The sequence below is a fragment of the Prosthecobacter sp. genome (genome assembly GCF_044232965.1).
In the GTDB taxonomy this organism is placed as follows: Bacteria; Verrucomicrobiota; Verrucomicrobiia; order Verrucomicrobiales; family Verrucomicrobiaceae; genus Prosthecobacter.
This window is the reverse complement of sequence record NZ_JBIIKX010000067.1, coordinates 12165-31482: the sequence shown is the minus strand read 5'-3', so window position 1 is coordinate 31482 and position 19318 is coordinate 12165. Positions and strand designations below refer to the sequence as shown.

General features: G+C 61.5%; 17 protein-coding genes. 13 read left to right on the top strand and 4 right to left on the bottom strand.

Features of this window, described 5'->3' with window-relative positions; genetic code table 11:
- Nucleotides 1-180 precede the first annotated feature (180 nt).
- The 3 genes from ACILSI_RS21450 to ACILSI_RS21440 are packed head-to-tail and all read left to right on the top strand — an operon-like array spanning nucleotide 181 to nucleotide 4506.
- Nucleotides 181-765: a hypothetical protein gene (locus ACILSI_RS21450; protein ID WP_395723966.1), complete on the top strand. Its 585-nt coding sequence runs from the start codon at nucleotides 181-183 to the stop codon at nucleotides 763-765.
- A gap of 12 nt (nucleotides 766-777) precedes the next feature.
- Complete coding sequence (locus ACILSI_RS21445) at nucleotides 778-1488, top strand: RNA polymerase sigma factor (RefSeq protein WP_395723965.1); 711 nt, start codon at nucleotides 778-780, stop codon at nucleotides 1486-1488.
- Between the two features lie 45 nt (nucleotides 1489-1533).
- Nucleotides 1534-4506 carry a bifunctional serine/threonine-protein kinase/formylglycine-generating enzyme family protein gene (locus tag ACILSI_RS21440; RefSeq protein ID WP_395723964.1) on the top strand — a complete coding sequence of 991 codons (2973 nt, stop codon included), beginning with the start codon at nucleotides 1534-1536 and terminating at the stop codon, nucleotides 4504-4506.
- A gap of 75 nt (nucleotides 4507-4581) precedes the next feature.
- Here the strand turns inward: ACILSI_RS21440 and ACILSI_RS21435 are convergent, their stop codons facing one another.
- The gene (locus ACILSI_RS21435) at nucleotides 4582-6591 is read right to left on the bottom strand and encodes a TonB-dependent receptor family protein (RefSeq protein WP_395723963.1); all 2010 of its coding nucleotides are present in this window, start codon (nucleotides 6589-6591) and stop codon (nucleotides 4582-4584) included.
- Nucleotides 6592-6888: 297 nt separating this feature from the next.
- Between ACILSI_RS21435 and ACILSI_RS21430 the strand changes: the two genes are divergently transcribed.
- The 5 genes from ACILSI_RS21430 to ACILSI_RS21410 are packed head-to-tail and all read left to right on the top strand — an operon-like array spanning nucleotide 6889 to nucleotide 10722.
- Entirely contained in the window at nucleotides 6889-7734 is an 846-nt protein-coding gene (locus ACILSI_RS21430) for an energy transducer TonB (RefSeq protein WP_395723962.1), read from the top strand.
- Between the two features lie 41 nt (nucleotides 7735-7775).
- Nucleotides 7776-8411, top strand: coding sequence for a MotA/TolQ/ExbB proton channel family protein (locus tag ACILSI_RS21425; protein ID WP_395723961.1), 636 nt, complete (start codon nucleotides 7776-7778; stop codon nucleotides 8409-8411).
- A gap of 7 nt (nucleotides 8412-8418) precedes the next feature.
- On the top strand, nucleotides 8419-8847 hold the full coding sequence (locus tag ACILSI_RS21420) for an ExbD/TolR family protein (RefSeq protein WP_395723960.1): 429 nt from the start codon (nucleotides 8419-8421) through the stop codon (nucleotides 8845-8847).
- Nucleotides 8844-9389, top strand: a complete 546-nt coding sequence (locus ACILSI_RS21415) for a hypothetical protein (protein WP_395723959.1) — start codon at nucleotides 8844-8846, stop codon at nucleotides 9387-9389. Before ACILSI_RS21420 ends, ACILSI_RS21415 begins: the two co-directional genes overlap by 4 nt.
- A gap of 52 nt (nucleotides 9390-9441) precedes the next feature.
- Nucleotides 9442-10722: an MFS transporter gene (locus ACILSI_RS21410; RefSeq protein WP_395723958.1), complete on the top strand. Its 1281-nt coding sequence runs from the start codon at nucleotides 9442-9444 to the stop codon at nucleotides 10720-10722.
- 10 nt (nucleotides 10723-10732) lie between these two features.
- Here the strand turns inward: ACILSI_RS21410 and ACILSI_RS21405 are convergent, their stop codons facing one another.
- Entirely contained in the window at nucleotides 10733-11602 is an 870-nt protein-coding gene (locus ACILSI_RS21405) for an FHA domain-containing protein (RefSeq protein ID WP_395723957.1), read from the bottom strand.
- A 107-nt stretch (nucleotides 11603-11709) separates the two neighbouring features.
- Between ACILSI_RS21405 and ACILSI_RS21400 the strand changes: the two genes are divergently transcribed.
- The 3 genes from ACILSI_RS21400 to ACILSI_RS21390 all read left to right on the top strand — a co-directional run bounded on the left by ACILSI_RS21400 (nucleotide 11710) and on the right by ACILSI_RS21390 (nucleotide 13059).
- Nucleotides 11710-11991 (top strand): hypothetical protein, encoded by a 282-nt coding sequence (locus tag ACILSI_RS21400; RefSeq protein WP_395723956.1) that lies wholly within the window; start codon nucleotides 11710-11712, stop codon nucleotides 11989-11991.
- Entirely contained in the window at nucleotides 11984-12532 is a 549-nt protein-coding gene (locus ACILSI_RS21395) for an NUDIX domain-containing protein (protein ID WP_395723955.1), read from the top strand. Before ACILSI_RS21400 ends, ACILSI_RS21395 begins: the two co-directional genes overlap by 8 nt.
- Nucleotides 12533-12705: 173 nt before the next feature.
- The gene (locus ACILSI_RS21390) at nucleotides 12706-13059 is read left to right on the top strand and encodes a hypothetical protein (protein WP_395723954.1); all 354 of its coding nucleotides are present in this window, start codon (nucleotides 12706-12708) and stop codon (nucleotides 13057-13059) included.
- Between the two features lie 291 nt (nucleotides 13060-13350).
- Here the strand turns inward: ACILSI_RS21390 and ispG are convergent, their stop codons facing one another.
- Nucleotides 13351-15144 (bottom strand): (E)-4-hydroxy-3-methylbut-2-enyl-diphosphate synthase, encoded by a 1794-nt coding sequence (ispG, locus tag ACILSI_RS21385; protein WP_395723953.1) that lies wholly within the window; start codon nucleotides 15142-15144, stop codon nucleotides 13351-13353.
- Nucleotides 15145-15272: 128 nt separating this feature from the next.
- On the opposite strand from ispG, the gene ACILSI_RS21380 reads away from it, so the two are divergent.
- Nucleotides 15273-15689 carry a response regulator gene (locus ACILSI_RS21380; RefSeq protein WP_395723952.1) on the top strand — a complete coding sequence of 139 codons (417 nt, stop codon included), beginning with the start codon at nucleotides 15273-15275 and terminating at the stop codon, nucleotides 15687-15689.
- 61 nt (nucleotides 15690-15750) lie between these two features.
- Nucleotides 15751-16944 carry a S1C family serine protease gene (locus tag ACILSI_RS21375; protein WP_395723951.1) on the top strand — a complete coding sequence of 398 codons (1194 nt, stop codon included), beginning with the start codon at nucleotides 15751-15753 and terminating at the stop codon, nucleotides 16942-16944.
- 4 nt (nucleotides 16945-16948) lie between these two features.
- Here the strand turns inward: ACILSI_RS21375 and ACILSI_RS21370 are convergent, their stop codons facing one another.
- A complete protein-coding gene (locus ACILSI_RS21370) occupies nucleotides 16949-19300 on the bottom strand; it encodes a ComEC/Rec2 family competence protein (protein ID WP_395723950.1) in 2352 nt (783 codons plus the stop codon).
- Nucleotides 19301-19318: the final 18 nt, after the last annotated feature.

Sequence of the window (19318 nt, the reverse complement as noted above, 5' to 3'; positions counted from 1 at the left end):
TCTCCGGCGACTATCCAGAGTTCCTGCTGGCGTTGCTTGGTTTGGCGTTGCTCAAACATGCAGGGTTGTTCTCATCACCCAGGAGGAGAGGTTTTTCAACAGGCTGTTAACCGGTCAAGAGTTACGGGTTAAAGGTTATGGGAACACCTAACTCATGACATATAAACTCATCCCCCTCTCATGAAAACGCTCCTGCTCCTCCTCGGCACCACCGCAGCCCTTGCCGCCGACGCCCCGCTGCTCAAAGACGACTTCTCCGCCCCCAAACTCGAACAACGCCGCGCCTCACGCGGCGACTGGAAATTCGCCGACAACACCGCCACCTGCACCCAGGACGACGCGCTCTACAAAAAGAACAAGGACCACGGCCCCATCCTCTTTTACGATCTCGCCCACACCGACGCGGCCATCCGTTTCGCCGTGAAACCCGACGCCAGCACGAAGACCATCGTCTTCACCGCCAACGGCGCGGACGGCCATGTCTTCCGCATCGTGCTGAGCAGCAGAGGCGCTGGCATCCGTGCCTTTCCGCCGGGGGAAAAAGACCACAAGTCCATCTCTCTCGGCAATGAGCCGACCGTTCTGCTCAAACCGGGCGAGTGGACCGCTGTGACGGTCGATCTGCGCGGTCCAAAGGCCGCCGTGAGGATCGGCGATTTCTCCCAAACCTACGAGCACGCCTCCCTCTCACGCCCCAAGACCAACCTCAGCATCGGTTTCAGCTTCGGCACGATCTGCGTGAAGGATTTGGTGGTTGAAAAGTGATCCCAGATGCGCATGAGCCCGGCTTCCTTTCACACCACACGGTGGACGCAGGTGCGCAGCGCGAAAGCGAACTCAGAGGACGGACGCCGGGCGCTGGCTGATCTCTGCGATGTGTATTACGAGCCGGTGCTCGCCTTCCTCCGCTGCGAGTTGCGGGACGCGGAAGCCGCCCGCGAGACGACGCACGAGTTCTTCGCGCAACTGCTCGCAGGCGGCGGCATCGCGCGGGCGGAGCGTGAGCATGGGCGCTTCCGCTCCTACCTGCTTGGCGCGGTGAAGCACTTCCTTTCACATCAGCGCGGGGCCGCGCAGGCCCTGAAGCGTGGCGGAGGTGTCGTGCCTGTTTCGATGGATGACGATGCTTCCGCTGTGCGCGCCATCCCCGATGCACGGCAAACCTCGCCGGATGCCGCCTTTGACCGCCAGTGGGCGCTTACCGTGCTGGCGCAGGCCATGAACCAGCTCCGGGCCGAATGCGCCGCCGAGGGAAGGGCCGCGCAGTTCGAGGCGCTGAAGCCCTGGCTCATGGGCAATGCCGCACACGGGAATCAGGCAGCGCTGGCTGCTGACCATGGTTTGGGTGTCTCAGCGCTCAAGATGGCCGTCAAACGGCTGCGGCAGCGCTTCCGCGAGTGCCTCCAGGCCGAGATCGCCGGCACGGTGGATGACGCCGCCATGGTGCAGGAGGAAATGCGCGCGCTCCTGGCCGTGCTCGCCACATGAAAAAAAGTTTGTGACCATTGCCAATCCCTCCGTCAGTAATCCCGCATGAGCGAATCTTCCGCCTCTTCAAAGCCCTGCGCGAAATGCGGTGCCGGGCTGCCCTCCGAGTCCACCGGCGGCCTCTGCCCGCGCTGCATGCTCTCCCAAGCTTTGAATGAGCCGTCTGACTCCGAGATTTCGAAGCCCACTGTTCCCGTCAGCAGCCCGCGAAAATCTTGGGAGCCTCCCAGCGCCGAGGAGTTGGGCAGGCTGCTCCCGCAATACCGCATTGAGCGCCTGCTCGGCCGTGGCGGCATGGGCGCGGTGTATCAGGGCCGACAGGTCTCATTGGACCGCGTCGTCGCCATCAAAATCCTCTCCAACACTCTTGAGGAGGCTGACGCCAGCTTTGCCGAGCGCTTCAAGAATGAAGCACGGGCGCTAGGCAAGCTCTCCCACCCTGGGATTGTGGCAGTCCATGAGTTTGGTGAAGCGGCCAATGGCCTGCTCTACATCGTCATGGAGTTCATTGAGGGCACGGATGTGGCCCGCATGATCGCTGCGCAGGGCCGCCTGCATTCGGAGCACGCCATGGCCATCACCGCGCATGTGTGCGACGCGCTGGCCTACGCGCATGAGCGCGGCATCATCCACCGCGACATCAAGCCGGCCAACATCATGGTCGGCTACGACGGCGTGGTGAAGGTGGCTGACTTCGGCTTGGCGAAGGTCAGCGCCAGCGGTGGCGAGACCCTCGGACTCACGCAGAGCGGCATGGCCATGGGCACGCTGCATTTCATGGCCCCGGAGGCATTGATGCTTGGCAGTGCGGTGGACCACCGCGCGGACATTTATGCCGTAGGCGTCATGCTTTACCAGATGCTCACCGGGAAGCTCCCACACGGCATGTTCGAGCTGCCCAGCATCCAGGTGAACGGCCTCGATCCGCGCTACGACGGCATCATTGCGAAGGCCATGCGGGAGGACCGCGCCTTGCGATACCAGAGCGCCCGCGAGATGCGCCACGACCTCGACGGCATCCTCACCCAGCCGGTGCAGCAGGTGGAGATGGAGCCCACGCGTCTGCAGGCCACCCTGCCCGAGGAGGCGCGCCCGCGCCGCTCCCCCGCCGGCAAGGCACAGCCCCACCGCCCGCCGCAGTTGAGCACACCGGTGCCGGTGAAGAAGAAATCCTCCGCAGGGATGGTGCTACTCACCCTCGGCCTGCTCGGCGCGATAGGTGCCGCGATGTTCTTTCTGGGGCAGGATCGCAAAGTGCCCGCTGGAGTCAAAGCACCCAGCACAGTGGGGTGGCCCGCCGCCACGGCAGCAACCGCGACCACAGAGCTAGCCTCAGCCACGAAGGACGCCCCCTTCGTGAACAGCCTCGGCATGAAGTTCGTGCCGGTGCCCATCACAGGCGGGCCGACGGACAAGCAGCGCGTGCTCTTCAGCGTGTGGGAGACGCGGGTGCAGGACTATGAGATGTTTGTGACGGAGATGTCCAGAAAGTGGGACAAGCCCAGGTTCGACCAAGGCGCGACGCATCCAGCGGTTTATGTGAGCTGGGACGATGCCCAAGCATTTTGCGCCTGGCTTACCGAGCGTGAGCGCAAGGCGGGCAAGCTCGCAACGAGTGCGGCCTATCGCCTGCCGAGCGACCACGAATGGAGCTGTGCGGTGGGCATCGGGGACCATGAGGATGCGTCAAAACTGCCGAGTGAGAAGACCATGAAGATCTCGAACGTTTTTCCGTGGGAAACGCAGTTCCCGCCGCCTGTGGGAGCGGGCAACTACGCAGGAGAGGAACTGCGGCTCGCACTCGCGGCAGGCAAATACCTCCCCCTCAAGGACCACATTGCAGGATACCGTGACGACTTTATGGAGACAGCGCCGGTGGGCAGTTTCCCTGCGAATCGCTTCGGACTTTATGATCTAGGCGGCAATGTGTGTGAGTGGTGCGAGGACTGGGTTGACCAGGAGCAAAAAGTCCGCGTCCTTCGCGGTGCATCGTGGCGTGACGCCTCCCGTGGCTTTCTAAAATCATCTTGCCGAGATCGCCACGCGCCATCGACCCGCTTCGGGCATGAGGGCGGCTTCCGCTGCGTCCTGGCTCCGGTCGTCACTTCTGAAGACAGGGCGGTTGGTCCTTCAGCCGCCGCAGGCGGCCCCTCGGTGGCGAATCTGTCCAACGCGGCGCTTGGAGGGCCAAGCGCACTGCCTTCCGATACCTCGCCTAACAGCGCGACGAAGGACAAGCCTTTCACCAACACACTCGGTATGAAATTCGTTCCGGTGCCGGGGACGAAGGTGCTCATGTGCATCCATGAGACGCGGCGGCAGGATTACCGGGTTTATGCCGATACTGTTCCCGGCACCGATGCCACCTGGAAGGCCCCCGTGGTGGACGGGAAGCCTTTGGTGCAAGGAGAGGATCATCCCGTGGTCCACGTCAGTTGGGATGACGCCACCGCGTTCTGCCAGTGGCTGGGGAAAAAGGAATGGCTCACCTATCGACTACCAACTGAGCATGAATGGAACCTCGCCGTCGCCATCGGGGTCGAGAACCCGCGCGAGATCAGCCCGGAGGAACTGACACAGAAAATCACCGACATCTATCCCTGGCCCACGCCCTTCTTGCCGGTCAGCATCAAGCAAGACGGTGCTGACAGACAACGACTCCGCGATGAATACAAACAGGAGCATTTCAAGGCGCAGGCCGAGGGCATCAAGCATGGAAATTACAGGGGTAGCGAGGACGGCTATGAAGGCACCGCTCCAGTGATGAGCTTCCTGCCCAACCATCTGGGCATCCATGACCTGGGTGGCAACGTGTGGGAGTGGTGCATAGTGGCGACTGCCTCGGAGCAGGCGTCCCCGTTTCTGCGAGGGTGTGGGTTCCGCAACTTCGGCTGGTTCATCGTTTCCGACACGCGTTCGGGTCCCGTCGAGCGGAGCCTACGCATCTTCCCAAGTCCCGATGGGTCAAAGCGGGAATTTGGCTTCCGCTGCGTGGTGGAACTGCCGAAGAAGCCCTGAGTCACAAAAAATCCCTGCGGGGGCGAAACACCACTTCCGCGCCCCGCAGGGAACTCGATCCAACCTAAACGAGGATCAGAAACTTACGCTGCCGCCGACGTAGAAGTTGCGACCGTAGGCGGGGTCGATGCCACCGGCGTTGACACGGGCGTAGTACTGTTTGTCGAAGACGTTGTTGAGGCCGCCGATGAGAGTGAGGTGCTTGGTCACGGGAATTTCCGCAGTGAGATCCCAGGTGGTGTAGGCCGGAATGTCGAAGCTGGCCACGGCGGTGTCGCTGGCGCTGTGACGCGCCATCAACGTGCCGAGGAAAGCGATTTTGAGCTTGCTCTTGCGGCTGTAAATGACGCCGGTGCGCACCATGTAGGGCGGGGCAAACTGGGGCGTGCCACCGTTGTTCGCGCCGCCGGTGAGGCGCGCCTCCATGATGGAGGCGTTGGCATAGAGGTTGAGCGCTCCGAGATGATCACCCCGATGGGTGCCGTTCGCCGCGTCCATGGCACCGATGACATCAAACTGGAGGGCACCGTCCCAGCCGTAGTTGATGGAACGGCCCACGCTGGTGAGCGCCGTGCCTGCGGTGCCGAACTTGTTGTCGAGATCGACCAGGAACAAAGCGCTGTCCCAGGTGATCCAGGGGCGCGGAGTGCCACGCATCCCCAGCTCGTAGTGCCAGCCCACGCTGGGAGCCGCGTCGTTCGCCGTGCCACCGGCCACGGGAATGAGCGACTGGCCAAAGGTGGTGGCCCGATAGCTTTGGGAGACGTTGGCATAGACGGCGGTCTCGCTGCCGAGATCGTAGGCAAGGCCAAGACCAAAGAGCGGCTGCTTGTCGAACTTGCTGTTGTTGGTTTCCGTCATCGCCGCCCCGGCGAAGTTTTGCAGGGTCATGTCCTGGTTCACGAGTTCCATGCGGAAGCCGGGGGTGATGGTGAGGCGGCCGAAGGTGAACTTGTTTTCCACAAAGACGGAGCCGTAGAGGATGTCGCGCTGCGAGTCGCGCAGGATCGGGCCGTCGTTCGAGGTGACCGTGGGGCCGGTTTTGGTGGTGTTCGGCGAATGCGACATGTAAAAATGCAGCCCGGCGCTGATCGTGTGCTGCCCGCCCAAGGCTTCGTAATCGTGGCGGATGCGCGGCTCGATGCCCCAGTTGTAGAACTCCTGCCGGTCGATGCTGGTCGTCGCACCCGCTGGGACGGTGCCGAAACCGCCGCCGTTTTGCCGACGGCTCCAACGGTCATAGTACGCGGCCCAGGTTTTGATGCTGAGTTCAGTGTCTGCTGACATGCGGTGCTGCAGTTCGATGCTCAACGCGTAACGGCTCAGCTTGAAGCGGTCGTTGAACCGCACGGTTTGATGGCGGTCGGCGGCATACCTAGCTTCGCTCAAGCCGCCTGGCTCGCCATTTTCCTGCTCGAACGCATCCACACCCACGATCCAGCGGGTGTCCTCATTCTGCTGGTAAACGAGCTTCACCCGGCCGCCGTTTGTCTCATAATCACTGTTGGCCTGCCGAAAACCGTCGGCAGAACGATGGGCAAAGTAGCCATGATAGCCAAGCTTCCCGATTGTTCCGTCCACGGCGGTGTAGGACGAGATCAGATCGTCCGTGCCCATGATGAACTGCTGTCTCACCCCCAGCGCACGGTCGGCACGAGGCATGAGGGTCACATAATTCAACGCCCCCGCAGGTTGCGGGCCATAGACCAGCGAGGCTCCGCCGCGCAGAAAGTCGATGCGCTGCACCGACTCCAACTGAGGCGTCCAGTAGGCTTCAGGATAGCCAATGGGATCGGCGCTGATGGGGATGCCATCCTGAAGGATTTGCATGAACTGGGCGCGGTCCGGGCTGCCGATGCCGCGATACCCCAGGCTGACCAGGGGGGTGGTTTCTTCCGCCACGAGCAGCCCCGGAGTCAGGGCAAAGGCTTGGCGATAGTTGTTGGAAATCACTTCCGGCAGTGCCTTGAGTTCAATGATGGAGGCGCGTTTGCCTGCATACACCTTCGTCCCTTCCACCGGCGGCAGGTAGGGAACCTTGATGGCCGGTTCTTCGGCCTCGGCCGTGATCGTGATTTCAGGCAAGTTCTGAGCGGATCTGGCAGCCGCCGGTTTGGACTCACCCACCGTTTGCGAGCGCGAATGAGAGGCCAAGGCCAGGAACAACAAAGCGGCCAGAGCGGCCATAGGACCGGCCGAGCGGTGAAGGTGCGGGAGCAGGTTTGGTTTCATGAATTGAGTGATACTGAGATTCTGTCGCAGGTTTGCGGATTTTGGACAGGTCGATTAAACGCGCAAGTTTTTTCTGCGATGGAGTCTCAATTGCAAGTTGACGCTCCTTTCTTGCGATTCATGCTCAACAACCATCCTCCTCCTTGTGACATGACCTCCCAGGTGATAAACACGCTGCCCGCCATGGGTTTCGACCTTGCCAAGCCTCTCCAATCGCCTGCCTCCGGCTCCGCCAGAGGGGGGATTTGGCAGCGCCGGAGCACGCTGGAGGCGCTCATTGGCCTGTCCTGGGTCGTGGGTGTGAGCGCCACTTTTCTCGTGGTCGGCATCGTGGGTATGTTCGCCGCCGACCTGCCGCCGATTCATCTCAAAACGCTCCAAGACCTCGAAACAGCGGACGATCTGCCGATGATCGAGACCTCCATGGCCGAGCTGCAAAGCCTCGCTGAGGCCGAGGAGCAGCCGACCGAGCAGGAACCGCTGCTGCCGGTGGAAATTCCCGAAACCGTCGAAATGCCGCCGGAAAGCCTCGATCTGCCTGAAATCGCCGAGGCGATGACTTTGGAGGACATTTTCGCCGTCCCGACCGCGCCCAAAATCGAGGACGCCCTGCGTCCCGTCGATCCTGTCGCCAAACCCAAACCCGCCCCCACGCCGCCGCGCCCACGCACCCCGGTCGCCAGCAGCGGCGGCACACGCTCTGCCACACCGCAGGCAGGCACGGCAGGCGGAACCGGCACGTCCGGTAGCGGAGGCAAAGGCAAATTCCCCTCCCCGCCTTACCCCAGCTTCGCCCGCAGCGGCGGCATGCAGGGCACCGTGCGCCTGAGCATCAGTGTCGGCCCTTCCGGCGCGGTGGAAGGCGTCAGCGTCATCGGCAGCACTGGTTTCAGCGCTCTCGACAGCTACGCCGCCTCCTGGGTGCGTCGCAACTGGCGCTGGCCCGGCGGAGCCTCCAATCGCTACACACTCCCGCTTACCTTCCGCCTGCGTTAAAGCTTTCTCACATCTCACCCCTGACCTCTTACTTTCCCCACATGCTCGCCAACGTCGTCGTCGATCTCTTCCTCAAAGGCGGTCCCATCATGTACCCCATCGCGGTGGTGACTCTGTTTGCCATCTGCATCTTCATCGAGCGCGTTTTCTGGTGGCTGCGTTTCACCGCCAAGCGCTCCGTGAAGCAGCTCGATGAGGTTTATGAGAAGCTGGAGGCCGGAAACCTCCCCCAAGCCATCACCCAAGCCGCCAAATCGACCGATCCCGTGGTGCGTATGATCCACCATGGACTCAACCATCGACACACCAGCATGCAGGGCGCGCTCGAAGTCGCTGCAGGCCAGGAACTGCGGGATGCGGGCCGCTTTTTGAGCGCCATGGACACCATCGTCACGCTTGCGCCGCTGCTCGGCCTGCTCGGCACCGTCACCGGCATCATGGGCAGCTTTACCAGCATCGGCAGCAGTGAACTTGCCGTCGAAAAAGTCACCGGCGGCATCGGCGAGGCCCTCATCGCCACCGCCGCCGGTCTCGGCATCGCCATCGGCACGCTGGTGCCCATGAACTACTTCCACTCGCGTCTCGCCGCGTTGAAGTTCGATCTCGAAGCCGCCGCGAACAACGTTCTCATCCTCGCTGCCCAGCACGGCTTCGATAAAGTCACTCCGAAGGCCTGATCACGACGTGAAACTGCACTCTCCATTGCCCGAGCGCAAAACGCGGCTGGAAATCATCCCGCTCATCGACGTGATGTTCTTCCTGCTGGCCTCCTTCATGATGGTCAGCCTCACCATGTCAAAGCAGCAGACCATCAAGGTCAACCTGCCCGTGGCCTCCTCCGCGCAGTCCGATTTCAAGCCGGACATGATCAATCTGGCCGTCAATGCCACCGGCGATGTCTTCTTCGACAAGACCTCCACCACTCTGCCAGAACTCGACCGCAAACTGGCCGAACGCTTCGGCAAAGACCCCGCCACGCCCGTTTACATCAGCGCTGACGTGAACACACGTTACGCCGACCTCGTGAAAGTGCTCGACGCCGCCAAGCGCGTCGGCTTCACCAAGGTCGCCTTCAACGTCAAACCGGCCAACGCCGCCGCCCAGCCGAAATGAAGCGCCTGCTCCTCACGCTGCTGGTTTTGATCTCCCTCGGCCTCTGCGCCGTCTGTGTCGTGCAATGGCAGCGCGAGGCGCGTCTGCGCGGCCACATCACCGATCTCGTGAAGCGTCTGGAGGCCGAAAACGCCGCCCGCGTCGAGGCGGAGCGCAAAGCGCGTGAGTACGAGAAGGAAATCGAGCGACTCACCGAGCTGCGCGCCGAAGTCGAGGCCAAGCTGGTCGAGGTGACCCGCGAGTACAACGATCTCTCCGGCGATTCCGTCGCCCGCGGCATCACGATCGCCATTTACATGCGCGAGCTCATGCAGACCCAGGCCAACTTCGCCGCCGCGCAATCCGCCCTCGGCCAGGGCAGCGCCGTTCTGAAGGATCACAACGCCGCCGTCACCGCCCAGAACAGCGCCATCGAAAAACAGAACGCCCTGCTCAAGCAACTGACCAACGAACGCGACGCCGCCATCGAGAAGCTGAACGCCCGCACGCGTGAGTTCAACGAGCTGGTAGAAAAGTACAACAAGCTCTCGAAGGGGCGGTAGGCAGCGAACTGTGCTTGCCATTCCCGGCGGTCTGCGAAAGACTCGCGCCCGCATGAGCCAGCCAGCCACTCCTGACATCACCCGCTTGCGGGATCTTTCGCCACAGCAACGCCGTTCCGGACTCGCCGCGTGGCTGGGCTGGATGTTTGACGGTCTCGACATGCATCTCTACACGCTCGTCGCAACGGCGTTCGTGGCGCAGCTGATGCTGGTACCGGAGAGCGATCCCACCGTAGGCACGCATGGTTCCATCATTCAGGCGGCGTTCCTGGTCGGCTGGGCCGTGGGTGGAGCGTTCTTCGGGCGTATTGGCGATGTGCTGGGCCGCAGCCGGGCGCTGACGCTCACGATTCTGACGTACGCTTGCTTCACCGGCCTCTCGTTCTTCGCCCAAGAGTGGTGGCATCTGTTGATTTTCCGTTTCCTGGCCGCGCTGGGCATCGGCGGCGAATGGGCGGTGGGCGCTTCATTGCTTTCGGAGACCTGGCCGAAGAAATGGCGGCCGTGGATCGCGGCCACGCTTCAAAGCGCGGTGAACTGCGGTGTGCTGCTCGCCTGCCTTGCGGGTTGGTTGCTGGCGGGCCAGGAACCGCGCTACATCTTCCTCATCGGCATCCTGCCCGCGCTGATCACGCTGTGGATTCGCAAAGCCGTGCCTGAAACGGAAGAATGGGAGCAAGCGCGTGTGGGCCAGGAGGTGCCGAAGATCAGCGCGTTGTTTGGCCCTGCCGTGCGCGGGGTGACGTGGCGCGTGATGATCATCTGCGCCGTGTCCTTGACCGCGCACTGGACCTTCCTGTTCTGGCAGCAAAAACATGTGCTCAGCCTCGCGGAAATCGTCTCGCTCGACAAAGCGGGCAAGGACTCCGCCGTCGTCACCGGCTTGATGTGGATCATGTTTGGCTCGCTGATCGGAAACTACATCGCCGGTGGTCTGGCGAAGCTGTTTGGCTACCGCAACACCATCGTCGGCATGATGCTGGCCTACTTTGCCTTCATGTATCTCTCCTTCTCGCAGGTGTGGAGCTGGGAGGCCACGAAATGGCAGTTCGCCGCCATCGGTGCGTGCCAGGGCGTGTTTGGACTCTTCACCATGTGCCTGCCGCCGCTCTTCCCCGTACTGCTGCGCACCACGGGCTCCGGTTTCTGCTACAACATCGGCCGCATCGTTGCCGCAGGCGGCACGGTGTTCTTCGGCATCTTCGTGAAGGTGGGCGACTTCCGCACCGCGCTGCTTTATGCCGGCTTCCTGTTCATTCCCTCCGCCGCCGTGGCGATCATGCTGCCTTCGGAGCCCGAGCAGGCCGATGGCACGGCAAGCGCGGTGGATTGATGAGCTCCACTCACCTGCCCGGAGCATAGAACTTGTGCATGGCGGAGAAGCCTTCCACCGCGCACTCGCCGACAAGGCCCACCTCTTTTTCCGCCCGCATTCTTTTCACAGCCGCCTCGCTGAAAAGGACGTTCTGCCTCAAAGAGCCGGCCACCTTTTCGATGCGGAAGACAAAATTGACCTCCGGTCCGTGCAGATTCAGCTCGTTCATCGTCGGCACGGTGCCGAGCGCGGCGGCGCCGAAATGCAGCACGAGCCGGAAGGGCGGATTCGCACCGAGTTGCGCCTCATAAAGCTTCGACACAGCCTGCCGCACCTGGATGGCGCCGTCTTCCGTGTCATCCCAGTAGCAGAAGAATCCATCGCCGAGATACTTCGACATGTGGCCGCCGCATTCGTCGATGATCTGGCGGCAGTTCTTGAACCAGGTGCCCGTCATGCGCGGAAACTGCGCGCCGGGCAGCGTCTGCGCCAGCTTGGTGGAGCCGATGATGTCCGCCACCATCAGCCAGCACTGCGCCTGGCGGATGTGGATCATCGTCGAGGCCATCACCTGCTTGCTGGCCGGATGCATGGCGCTCAGAATTTCCGTGCAGAACTCCAGTTCATTGTTGGCGATACGGATGATGTCGCTGTTGTGCAGGCGGACGGACTGCGAGATGCGGCGGCCGTTCACATACGTCCCGTTCGCGCTGCCGAGATCGACCAGCCAAAATTCGCGCTCGCCCTGGGCCTGGATGATCGCATGGCGGCGGGAAACCTCATGGTCCGCGAGTTGAAGCGAGTTTTCCGGCGAGCGTCCGATGCTGCATGTCCCGTTTAAGTCATGGCGCTCCCCGTCGGGAAGGCGAAGCCAGGACTGGAGGAGGTTGTTGCTCATGCGGGGAAAATCAGAATGCCCATCTTGGCAAAGGAAGATGCCAGCGCCAAGCAAAGAAATGCCGGGCCGCCCTTGAACCACCCCGGCTACGATGGGAACCTCCGCGCATGCCGGGCGAGGAAACCACCTTTCATACCGTGTTCAATCACGCTGAGGCCGGCCTGTGGTTCGTCATCGCCCTCATTCTGGCGTTCCGTGGCCGCAGGCAGCGGCCCTGGAGTTTGTTGCTGCCGCCAGCCTTTGGGGTGTTTGGCATTTCGGATCTCATTGAGGCTCAAACCGGCGCCTGGTGGGAGCCCTGGTGGCTGTTCGTCATGAAAGCGGCGTGCGTGCTCGTGTTTGTGCTGGCATGGCGGGCGTATCGACGGCAGGGAAGACCGCATGGCTGAGTCTCCCTTCAAATTTTGCAGCAACTGCGGCGGCAGCCCCTTGACGGCGCAAAGCTGGCGTGAGTTTGCGTGCGCCGCCTGCGGGCACCGCCATTTCATCACCCCCATTCCCGCCGCCTGCGCGCTCATCCTCGACGCACAGGACCGCATTCTCATCATCCGGCGCGCGCATCAGCCCGGCCTCGGCAAACTCGGCCTGCCCGGCGGTGTCATCGAGCCTGAGGAAACCGGCGAGATGGGAGCCGCCCGCGAAACGCGCGAGGAAGTGGGCCTCGACCTGCCTGCGAGCGCCTTCACTTATCTGAGCACGCTGAACAACAGCTACCACTTCCAGAACTTCCCCTGGCCGACGATCGACCTCTTCTACGTCGCCCGCGTGCCAGACTTCAGCGGCGTCAAAGCCGATCCTACCGAGGTCATGGAGTTCATGGCCTGCGAACTCGATGCAGTGGACTTCGACGACTTCGCTTTTGAATCGAATGCCGAGGCGATCAGACAGCTACGGGCGTCGGCCATCCAATTGACAAGTATGAATCAATGAAGGAGTAAATCGTAACGATATGGATTTGTCAGCCAGTTGCAGCCTAACCCCCGGTCTTTGTACACTGAATAATTCTACAGGTTTTGTCGCCGATCCAACCTACGAACCGGGAGTTCCTTTTTCGCCGAATGGCTATGATGGATCGACCCCGTAAATTCCACCAAGATTCTCTTATGTCATTTATTCGCAAGTTGCCAGAGTTGCTGTTAATTATTTTCATGTTATGGCAGTGCGCAGCTATATTTGGCACGAATAGCCTAGAATATGCGTACTGGATTCCCGCCGAGGAGACTGTTGTGAGGTCTGCAAAAGTTATGAGCACAATTAGCGAAGCGGCAGCTAAACATATTGTCGCTGATGACCTTCAGATGGGTATTACAGGCGAATGCAGAGCCCGCATTCAACGTCCCGTGCGATATCAAACGCTGATTGGATTGGGTGTAATCGTCAGCCTTTGGTGGGCACGAGATTGGTGGAAAACAAATCTGGGAAAACGGGGGCAAGCTGCCAAGATTAACATTAACTGATAACGCGAGCGATCCCATGGTTCAGGAGATGATCACCAAACTCCCCATCCTCAAACTCTTCGCCCTGGCCTTGGTGGCTTGGGTCGTCTTAGTGGGGGAACGGGGTCAAAGTGGGGAACGGGGTCGGAACGGGGTCGGAACGGGGTCAGGCTGCAACTGGCTGACAAATTACAGTTGTGAAAAGCGCAAGCAGACGGGTTCAGCATTGAAGACGTGACCGAATGACCTGAGATCATTCGCACGGCATGCAGGCTCGTTTTGATGAACCAAGCCGTTGGCCCACCAGCCGTCTCACGCCGCCACCGGCGCGTCAAACCAGCGGTCGTGTTCTTTGATGAGGTCGATGAGGCGCTCGACAGCCTCGCCTTCGGGGATGTTGAACTTCACGGCGGTCTTGCCGACGTAGAGGTTGATCTTGTCGGGTGCGCCGCCGACGTAGCCGAAGTCGGCATCGGCCATTTCGCCGGGGCCGTTGACGATGCAGCCCATGACGGCGATGCGCACGCCTTTGAGATGGCCGGTGGCGGCGCGGATCTTCTGCGTGGTGGTCTGGAGATTGAAGAGCGTGCGGCCGCAGCTCGGGCAGGCGACGTAGTCGGTCTTGAAGATGCGCACGCCGGCGGCTTGCAGAATGTTGTAGCTGATGCGCAGCGCCTGGCCGGGCGCGTCTTCGCCGTTCACAATGACGGCGTCGCCAATGCCATCGCACAGCAGCGAGCCGATGTTCGTCGCGGCGACAAGCAGGTTCTCGGCGAAATCCGATGCTTGATCCTGGATGCTGGATGCTAGACTCAGCGTGTCCTTGAGGAGAATCGGATGCTTTTTGTCGATCCGGGCCGCGAGCAGGCGATACGCGGCGATCACGGGCAGTTTGAGGCCGTCTTTGATCGAAACGAGTTTGGCTTCGGCAGATGCGTTGATGCTCGCGACAGCAGCAGCATCGCGCGGGTCGATTTCGATGACGCCGCTGTCCTCCATGACGATCTCCGGCTTGTAGTCGCCAAGCTTGTCGATCTTGTGGGCGACAGCGTCCCATTTCTTCCGTGAGGTGAAGACAGGGACGGTTTCGTGGCCGCCGGTTTTGACTCCGTTGATGGTGAGCACCTGCGATTCGCGGCGCACATAGTCGAAGGGATCGTAGCTGACCGCTGGCGCGTTTTCGATGCGCTCAAAGTGAGCTGGAAGGCCTTCGTTGTAGGGCTTCACGAGTTGCTGGGCCACGGGGATCTCAAAGATGGCGTCTTCGGTCAAGGAAACGCGCACGGTGTCGCCGATGCCGTCGGCAAGCAGCGAACCGATGCCGATGGCGCTCTTGATGCGGCCGTCTTCACCATCACCGGCTTCGGTGACGCCGAGATGGATGGGATAATTCCAATCGGAGCCGAGCTTATTGAGATGAGCGACGAGCAACCGATAGGCCTCGATCATGACCTTCGGATTGCTGGCCTTCATCGAGAAGAGGAAGTTGTGATAGCCCTGCGCACGGGCGATGCGGGCAAATTCGAGCGCGCTTTCGACCATCCCGAGCGGCGTGTCGCCATGACGGTTCATGATGCGGTCGCTGAGGGAGCCGTGATTCGTGCCGATGCGCATGGCGCGGCCGAGACGAATGCAATCCTTCACCAGCGGGACAAACTGCTCCTCCATGTAGGCCACCTCGGCGGCGTACTCGTCATCGGTGTATTCTTTGACGGCGAACTTCTTTTTGTCGGCATAGTTGCCGGGATTCACGCGGACTTTTTCCACCCACTTCACGGCCTCCATGGCCGCGTCGGGCTTGAAATGGATGTCGGCGACCAGCGGCACGTCGCAACCCGCCTTCCGCAGGCCGTCGCGGATGTGCTGGAGATTTTCGGCGATGACACGCGTCTGCGCCGTCACACGAACGATCTGACAACCGGCCTCGGCAAGTCCGAGCGCCTCCTTCACACAGGCCTCGGCGTCACGCGTGTCACTGGTGAGCATGCTCTGCACGACCACCGGCGCTCCACCGCCGATTTGGACCTTGCCGACCTGCACAGGCCGCGTTTCACGGCGCTGGTAGTTGTAGAGGTCAGGGCAGTAGCGAAGCAAGGAGGAGGTCATGGCGGGCCGCTAGAATGCCGGATTGGCGGGCCTGCGCAAATGAGAAGCCGGGCTGTGTGGGATTGAATTCCGCGACGAACGAAGATCAAGGTTGCTGAAACAACGCAGGCATGATAAAAACAATTATCATGGCAAATATCATTGTTATTGAAGATCACCCGCCCGTTCTGAAGCTGCTTTCCACGCTTTGCCGTGCAGAAGGCCATGAGGTAATGGCCTTCGACAACGGACGCGCCGGATTGAATGCCATCCGTGAGCTCACTCCCGATGTGGTCCTGGTGGACCGCCGTCTTGGAGACACCGACGGCCTGGATGTCATCCGTGAGGCGCGTGAATCCTCCCCCGCCACCCGGTGCGTGATGGTCTCCGCCTGCTCCGAAACTCGCGATATCGTGACGGCCATCCGTCGCGGAGCCTGCGACTATGTGACGAAGCCCTTTCAGCCCGACGAGATCAAAAACGCCGTCAATCGCGCCCTGGAAGACCCCGGCATACCACCGACACGGCAGAAACTGGTCATCATCTGTCCCAAAAAGGCAGCTTGAGGCCGGGTGCCCGCCTGAAGTTTGACCTTGGAAGTTTTCAGCCCGTGACGCATTGATACGCATGGAATTGTTTCGCCGTCTGCTCTTCGCCAGCCTGATGTTCGTGCTCGCCGCGATTTTGTTCTCGTGGTGGCGCAAGGACCAGGATGGCTACGGCGCGATCAACCTGCTGAAGGGAGAAAAGCCCTCCTCTTTCACTCTGCCTGACAAACCCAAGCTGAATCTGAATGATTTGTCCGTGCTAGGCAGACTGAATGAGGAGTTTGCCAAGCTTTCTGAAGCTGTGCTGCCCACCGTCGTCAGCATCAACACCAAGACCCTCCGCCAGGGCCAGGTGAAGTGGCATCCGTTCTTCGGCCTCATCGGCGAGCGGGCGCAAGTCATCCCCGGCCTCGGCTCCGGGGCCATCATCAGCAAGGAAGGGCACGTCGTGACGAACTTCCACGTCATCGAGGGCGTGGCGGAGGTGCAGGTCATCACCAACGACAACAAAAAATATCCCGCCACGATCCTCGGCGCGAGCCCGGACCGAGACATCGCGCTGCTGAAGATCGAAAGCCACCGTACCGACTTTCCCGCGCTCAAATTTGCCAACTCCGACGAGGTGCGCGTGGGCCAGATCGTCTTTGCCGTGGGCAATCCTTTCGGTCTGAGCGGCACGGTGACGCAGGGCATCATCAGTGCGCGTGATCGTCATCTCAGCGACAGCCAGATGGACTACCTGCAAACCGACACGGTCATCAATCCGGGCAACTCCGGCGGTCCGCTGGTGAACATTCGCGGCGAGATCATCGGCATCAACGTCGCCATTTATCGCGGGGATGAAAGTGTGCGCGCCTGGCAGGGCGTGGGCCTCGCCGTTCCGGCCAACAATGTGAAAATGGTGGTGGAGGGTCTTCAGGAAAAAATGAAGGAGAACGCCACCAAGACCGCCGGTCTCAACGCCACAGGCCGAGGCTTTCTCGGACTTGAGGTCAGCAGCGAGCCGGTGGACATCGACCCGGTGTGGGGCACCGCGCGGCGCGGCGCCCTCATCACTGACATCAGTCCTCAATCACCCGCCGCCGAGGCCGGTTTGAAGCCGGGGGACGTGGTCACGAAATTTCAAGGCATGGCCTTCCGCTCTCCTGGCGATCTTCTTCAAATCATCCGCACCCAGCCGCCCGGCAGTGAGGTGAAACTCGAAGTCATCCGCAACAACAAGATGGGCGACATCATCGCCCGCCTCGGCAAGCTCCCTGACGCCACGCCGTGAGGCATTAGCCACGCGGCTTGAGGATCACTGGCTTTTCGCTTCGCGCACCCAGCGCCTGAAGCTCATCCGTCGTCATGCGCAGTTCGATGCTGCCGTCGCTCCAAGTGTCGAGCAGCGGGATGTTTTGTTGTCGTGTGAATTGAACCAGTGAATCTGGCAACAGAACCTCGGCCTGCCGGGCGTCGCTTCCGCATACAATCACACGCGGCGCGGCTTTGAGCAGAAATTCGGCGCTCATCTCACGATCCAGCTCATGCTGGCTGCGGATCAACACATCGCAACGCACGTCATCGGAACCTGAGCCGAGGGTTTTCTCCGCGTTCCAGCCCGCGTCGCTCACCCACAGCACGCGCCACGGGCCGAGGTGGAGCATGACCACCATCGCACGGTCGTCACCACGCGCATTTTGCACCTGCTGGGATGGGTAAAGCACTCGCGCCTCGGCTGTGAAGTGTGAGTCGCCGGACAAGGCGAGCCGCTCATCCACACGCAGACGGCGCAGGATTCCGCCGTTCGTGGCATCCGCGAGCCGCCGCAGCGTGGAGAGCGAGGAATCCAGCGCTCCTGGCTCCTGCGTGCTGCAAAACAAGCGCGGCTGGTCGAATTCCGCGATCACCTTCTCTACCGCACCCACGTGATCGGCATCGTTGTGGCTGAGAAACACGCCTGTGACCACATTGATGCCGCTGGAGTGCAAATACGGCCGCAGCACACGGCGGAAGTTCGTTTCATCGCCCACGTCGAACAACCAGTGCTCTTTGCCGATGCGCAGATGATTCGCCGCCGCGCCATGCGGCAGTTCCATCACCCGCCAGGTGGCAGGAGCGTTTGCGAGAACTTCGTTCGGTTTGAAATGGAAGCTTGCGCCTGGCAGACCCGCAAACCAGGCCGCGCTGGCCACCATCGCCTTCGCCATGGCCCAGTTGACGTTGTTGAAAATGATCTGCACGCCCGAGAGATGCAGTGCAGCGGCGCACAGGCTCAAACAGGTGGCGCCCAGACACAAAAACGACAACGGCACGAGCACGCAGTTCGCGATCACCGCCACCGGCGTGACCGATTGAAAATGGCCGAGGATGAACGGCAGGCTGCCGATCCACGCGGCGGTCGAAACACTCAGCGTGGCCACAAACCAACGACGTGAATGGCTCGATGCGCGCTGCCGCCAGTTCGCGAGCTGCGGTGGCAAAAACGGATCGAGCTGTGTGAGGGGCAGCAAGCGTTGCACCAGCGGCACCGAGCCAATCACGCTCAGCCACAGCACCACGAACGAAAGCTGAAACCCCGGCATAAAAAGCTGGTGCGTGTCAGCTCCCAGCAGCAGCAGCGCGGCCATGCCCAGGCTATTTTGCAGCGACGATTCGCGGTCCGCCAGCGGCGCTCCCATGAACACCGCCACCATCAGCGCCGCCCGCGCCGAGGAAGGCCGCCAGCCGGTGATAAATGCATACGCAAACACCACGGCCACTGTCATCCACAGCGAAATCCCGCGCCGCAGGCCGAGCTGCCGCATCAACGCGAGCGCGATCAAGCCCAGCAGTCCGACATGCAGACCACTCACCGCGAAGACATGCAACGTTCCACTGTTCCGAAACGCATCCTCGATCTCATCATCCGCCTCGGCGGAGACACCCAGCGCCATCGCACGAATCACGGCCGCCGTTTCAGGATCATCCTCCAGATCCTTCGTGAGCTGGGTGCTGATCCACCGCCTGCAACGCTCCGCCGCCTCCAGGAATGCGCACCACAGCGCCTCGCCGCCTCCATGGATGCGATGCAGCCCCTCGGCATCAAACCGGGCCACTCGCCCATTCCGCAGCGCGTACTCCTGCGCGTCAAACGCGCCCGGATTCGACGAGGCGCGAGGCAGATAAACATCTCCCCTCAGTTCAAACACACCCGCGCCCGGAAAACGCACGCCCTTGGGCAGCCGCACCAGCAATGTCGCCTCTTGTTCGATGACCGCGCCCGCTGCTGAAATCTCAATCCTCCGTGCCTTGCACAACGCGTGGGCCCGTCCATCCGCCGTGGTGTCGAAATCCGGCAGTAGGCTGCCCTGAATCGTGGCTTGCAGTGGTTTGTCCGCGCCCAACAGCACGGTGCGCAGCGGATGGCGAAATGTTTCGTCTGTCCGCGCTTCATGAATGAACGCAAACACCAGCGCGCAGCCTGGCAGCAGCAACCACGCGCGTCTCCAAAAGAATGCGGCGGCAAGCAGCAACGCCGCGCAGCTCATCAGCGTGTCCTCACCGAATTTCAGCCAGCCAGACTCGGCGGCAAGAATGCCAGCTGTGGCGGCCAGCGCCAGTACCATCAGCGGATTTGCCCGGGTCCAGCACTGGAGCTTCGCGAGCATCGTCCGCCATGGGAAGAA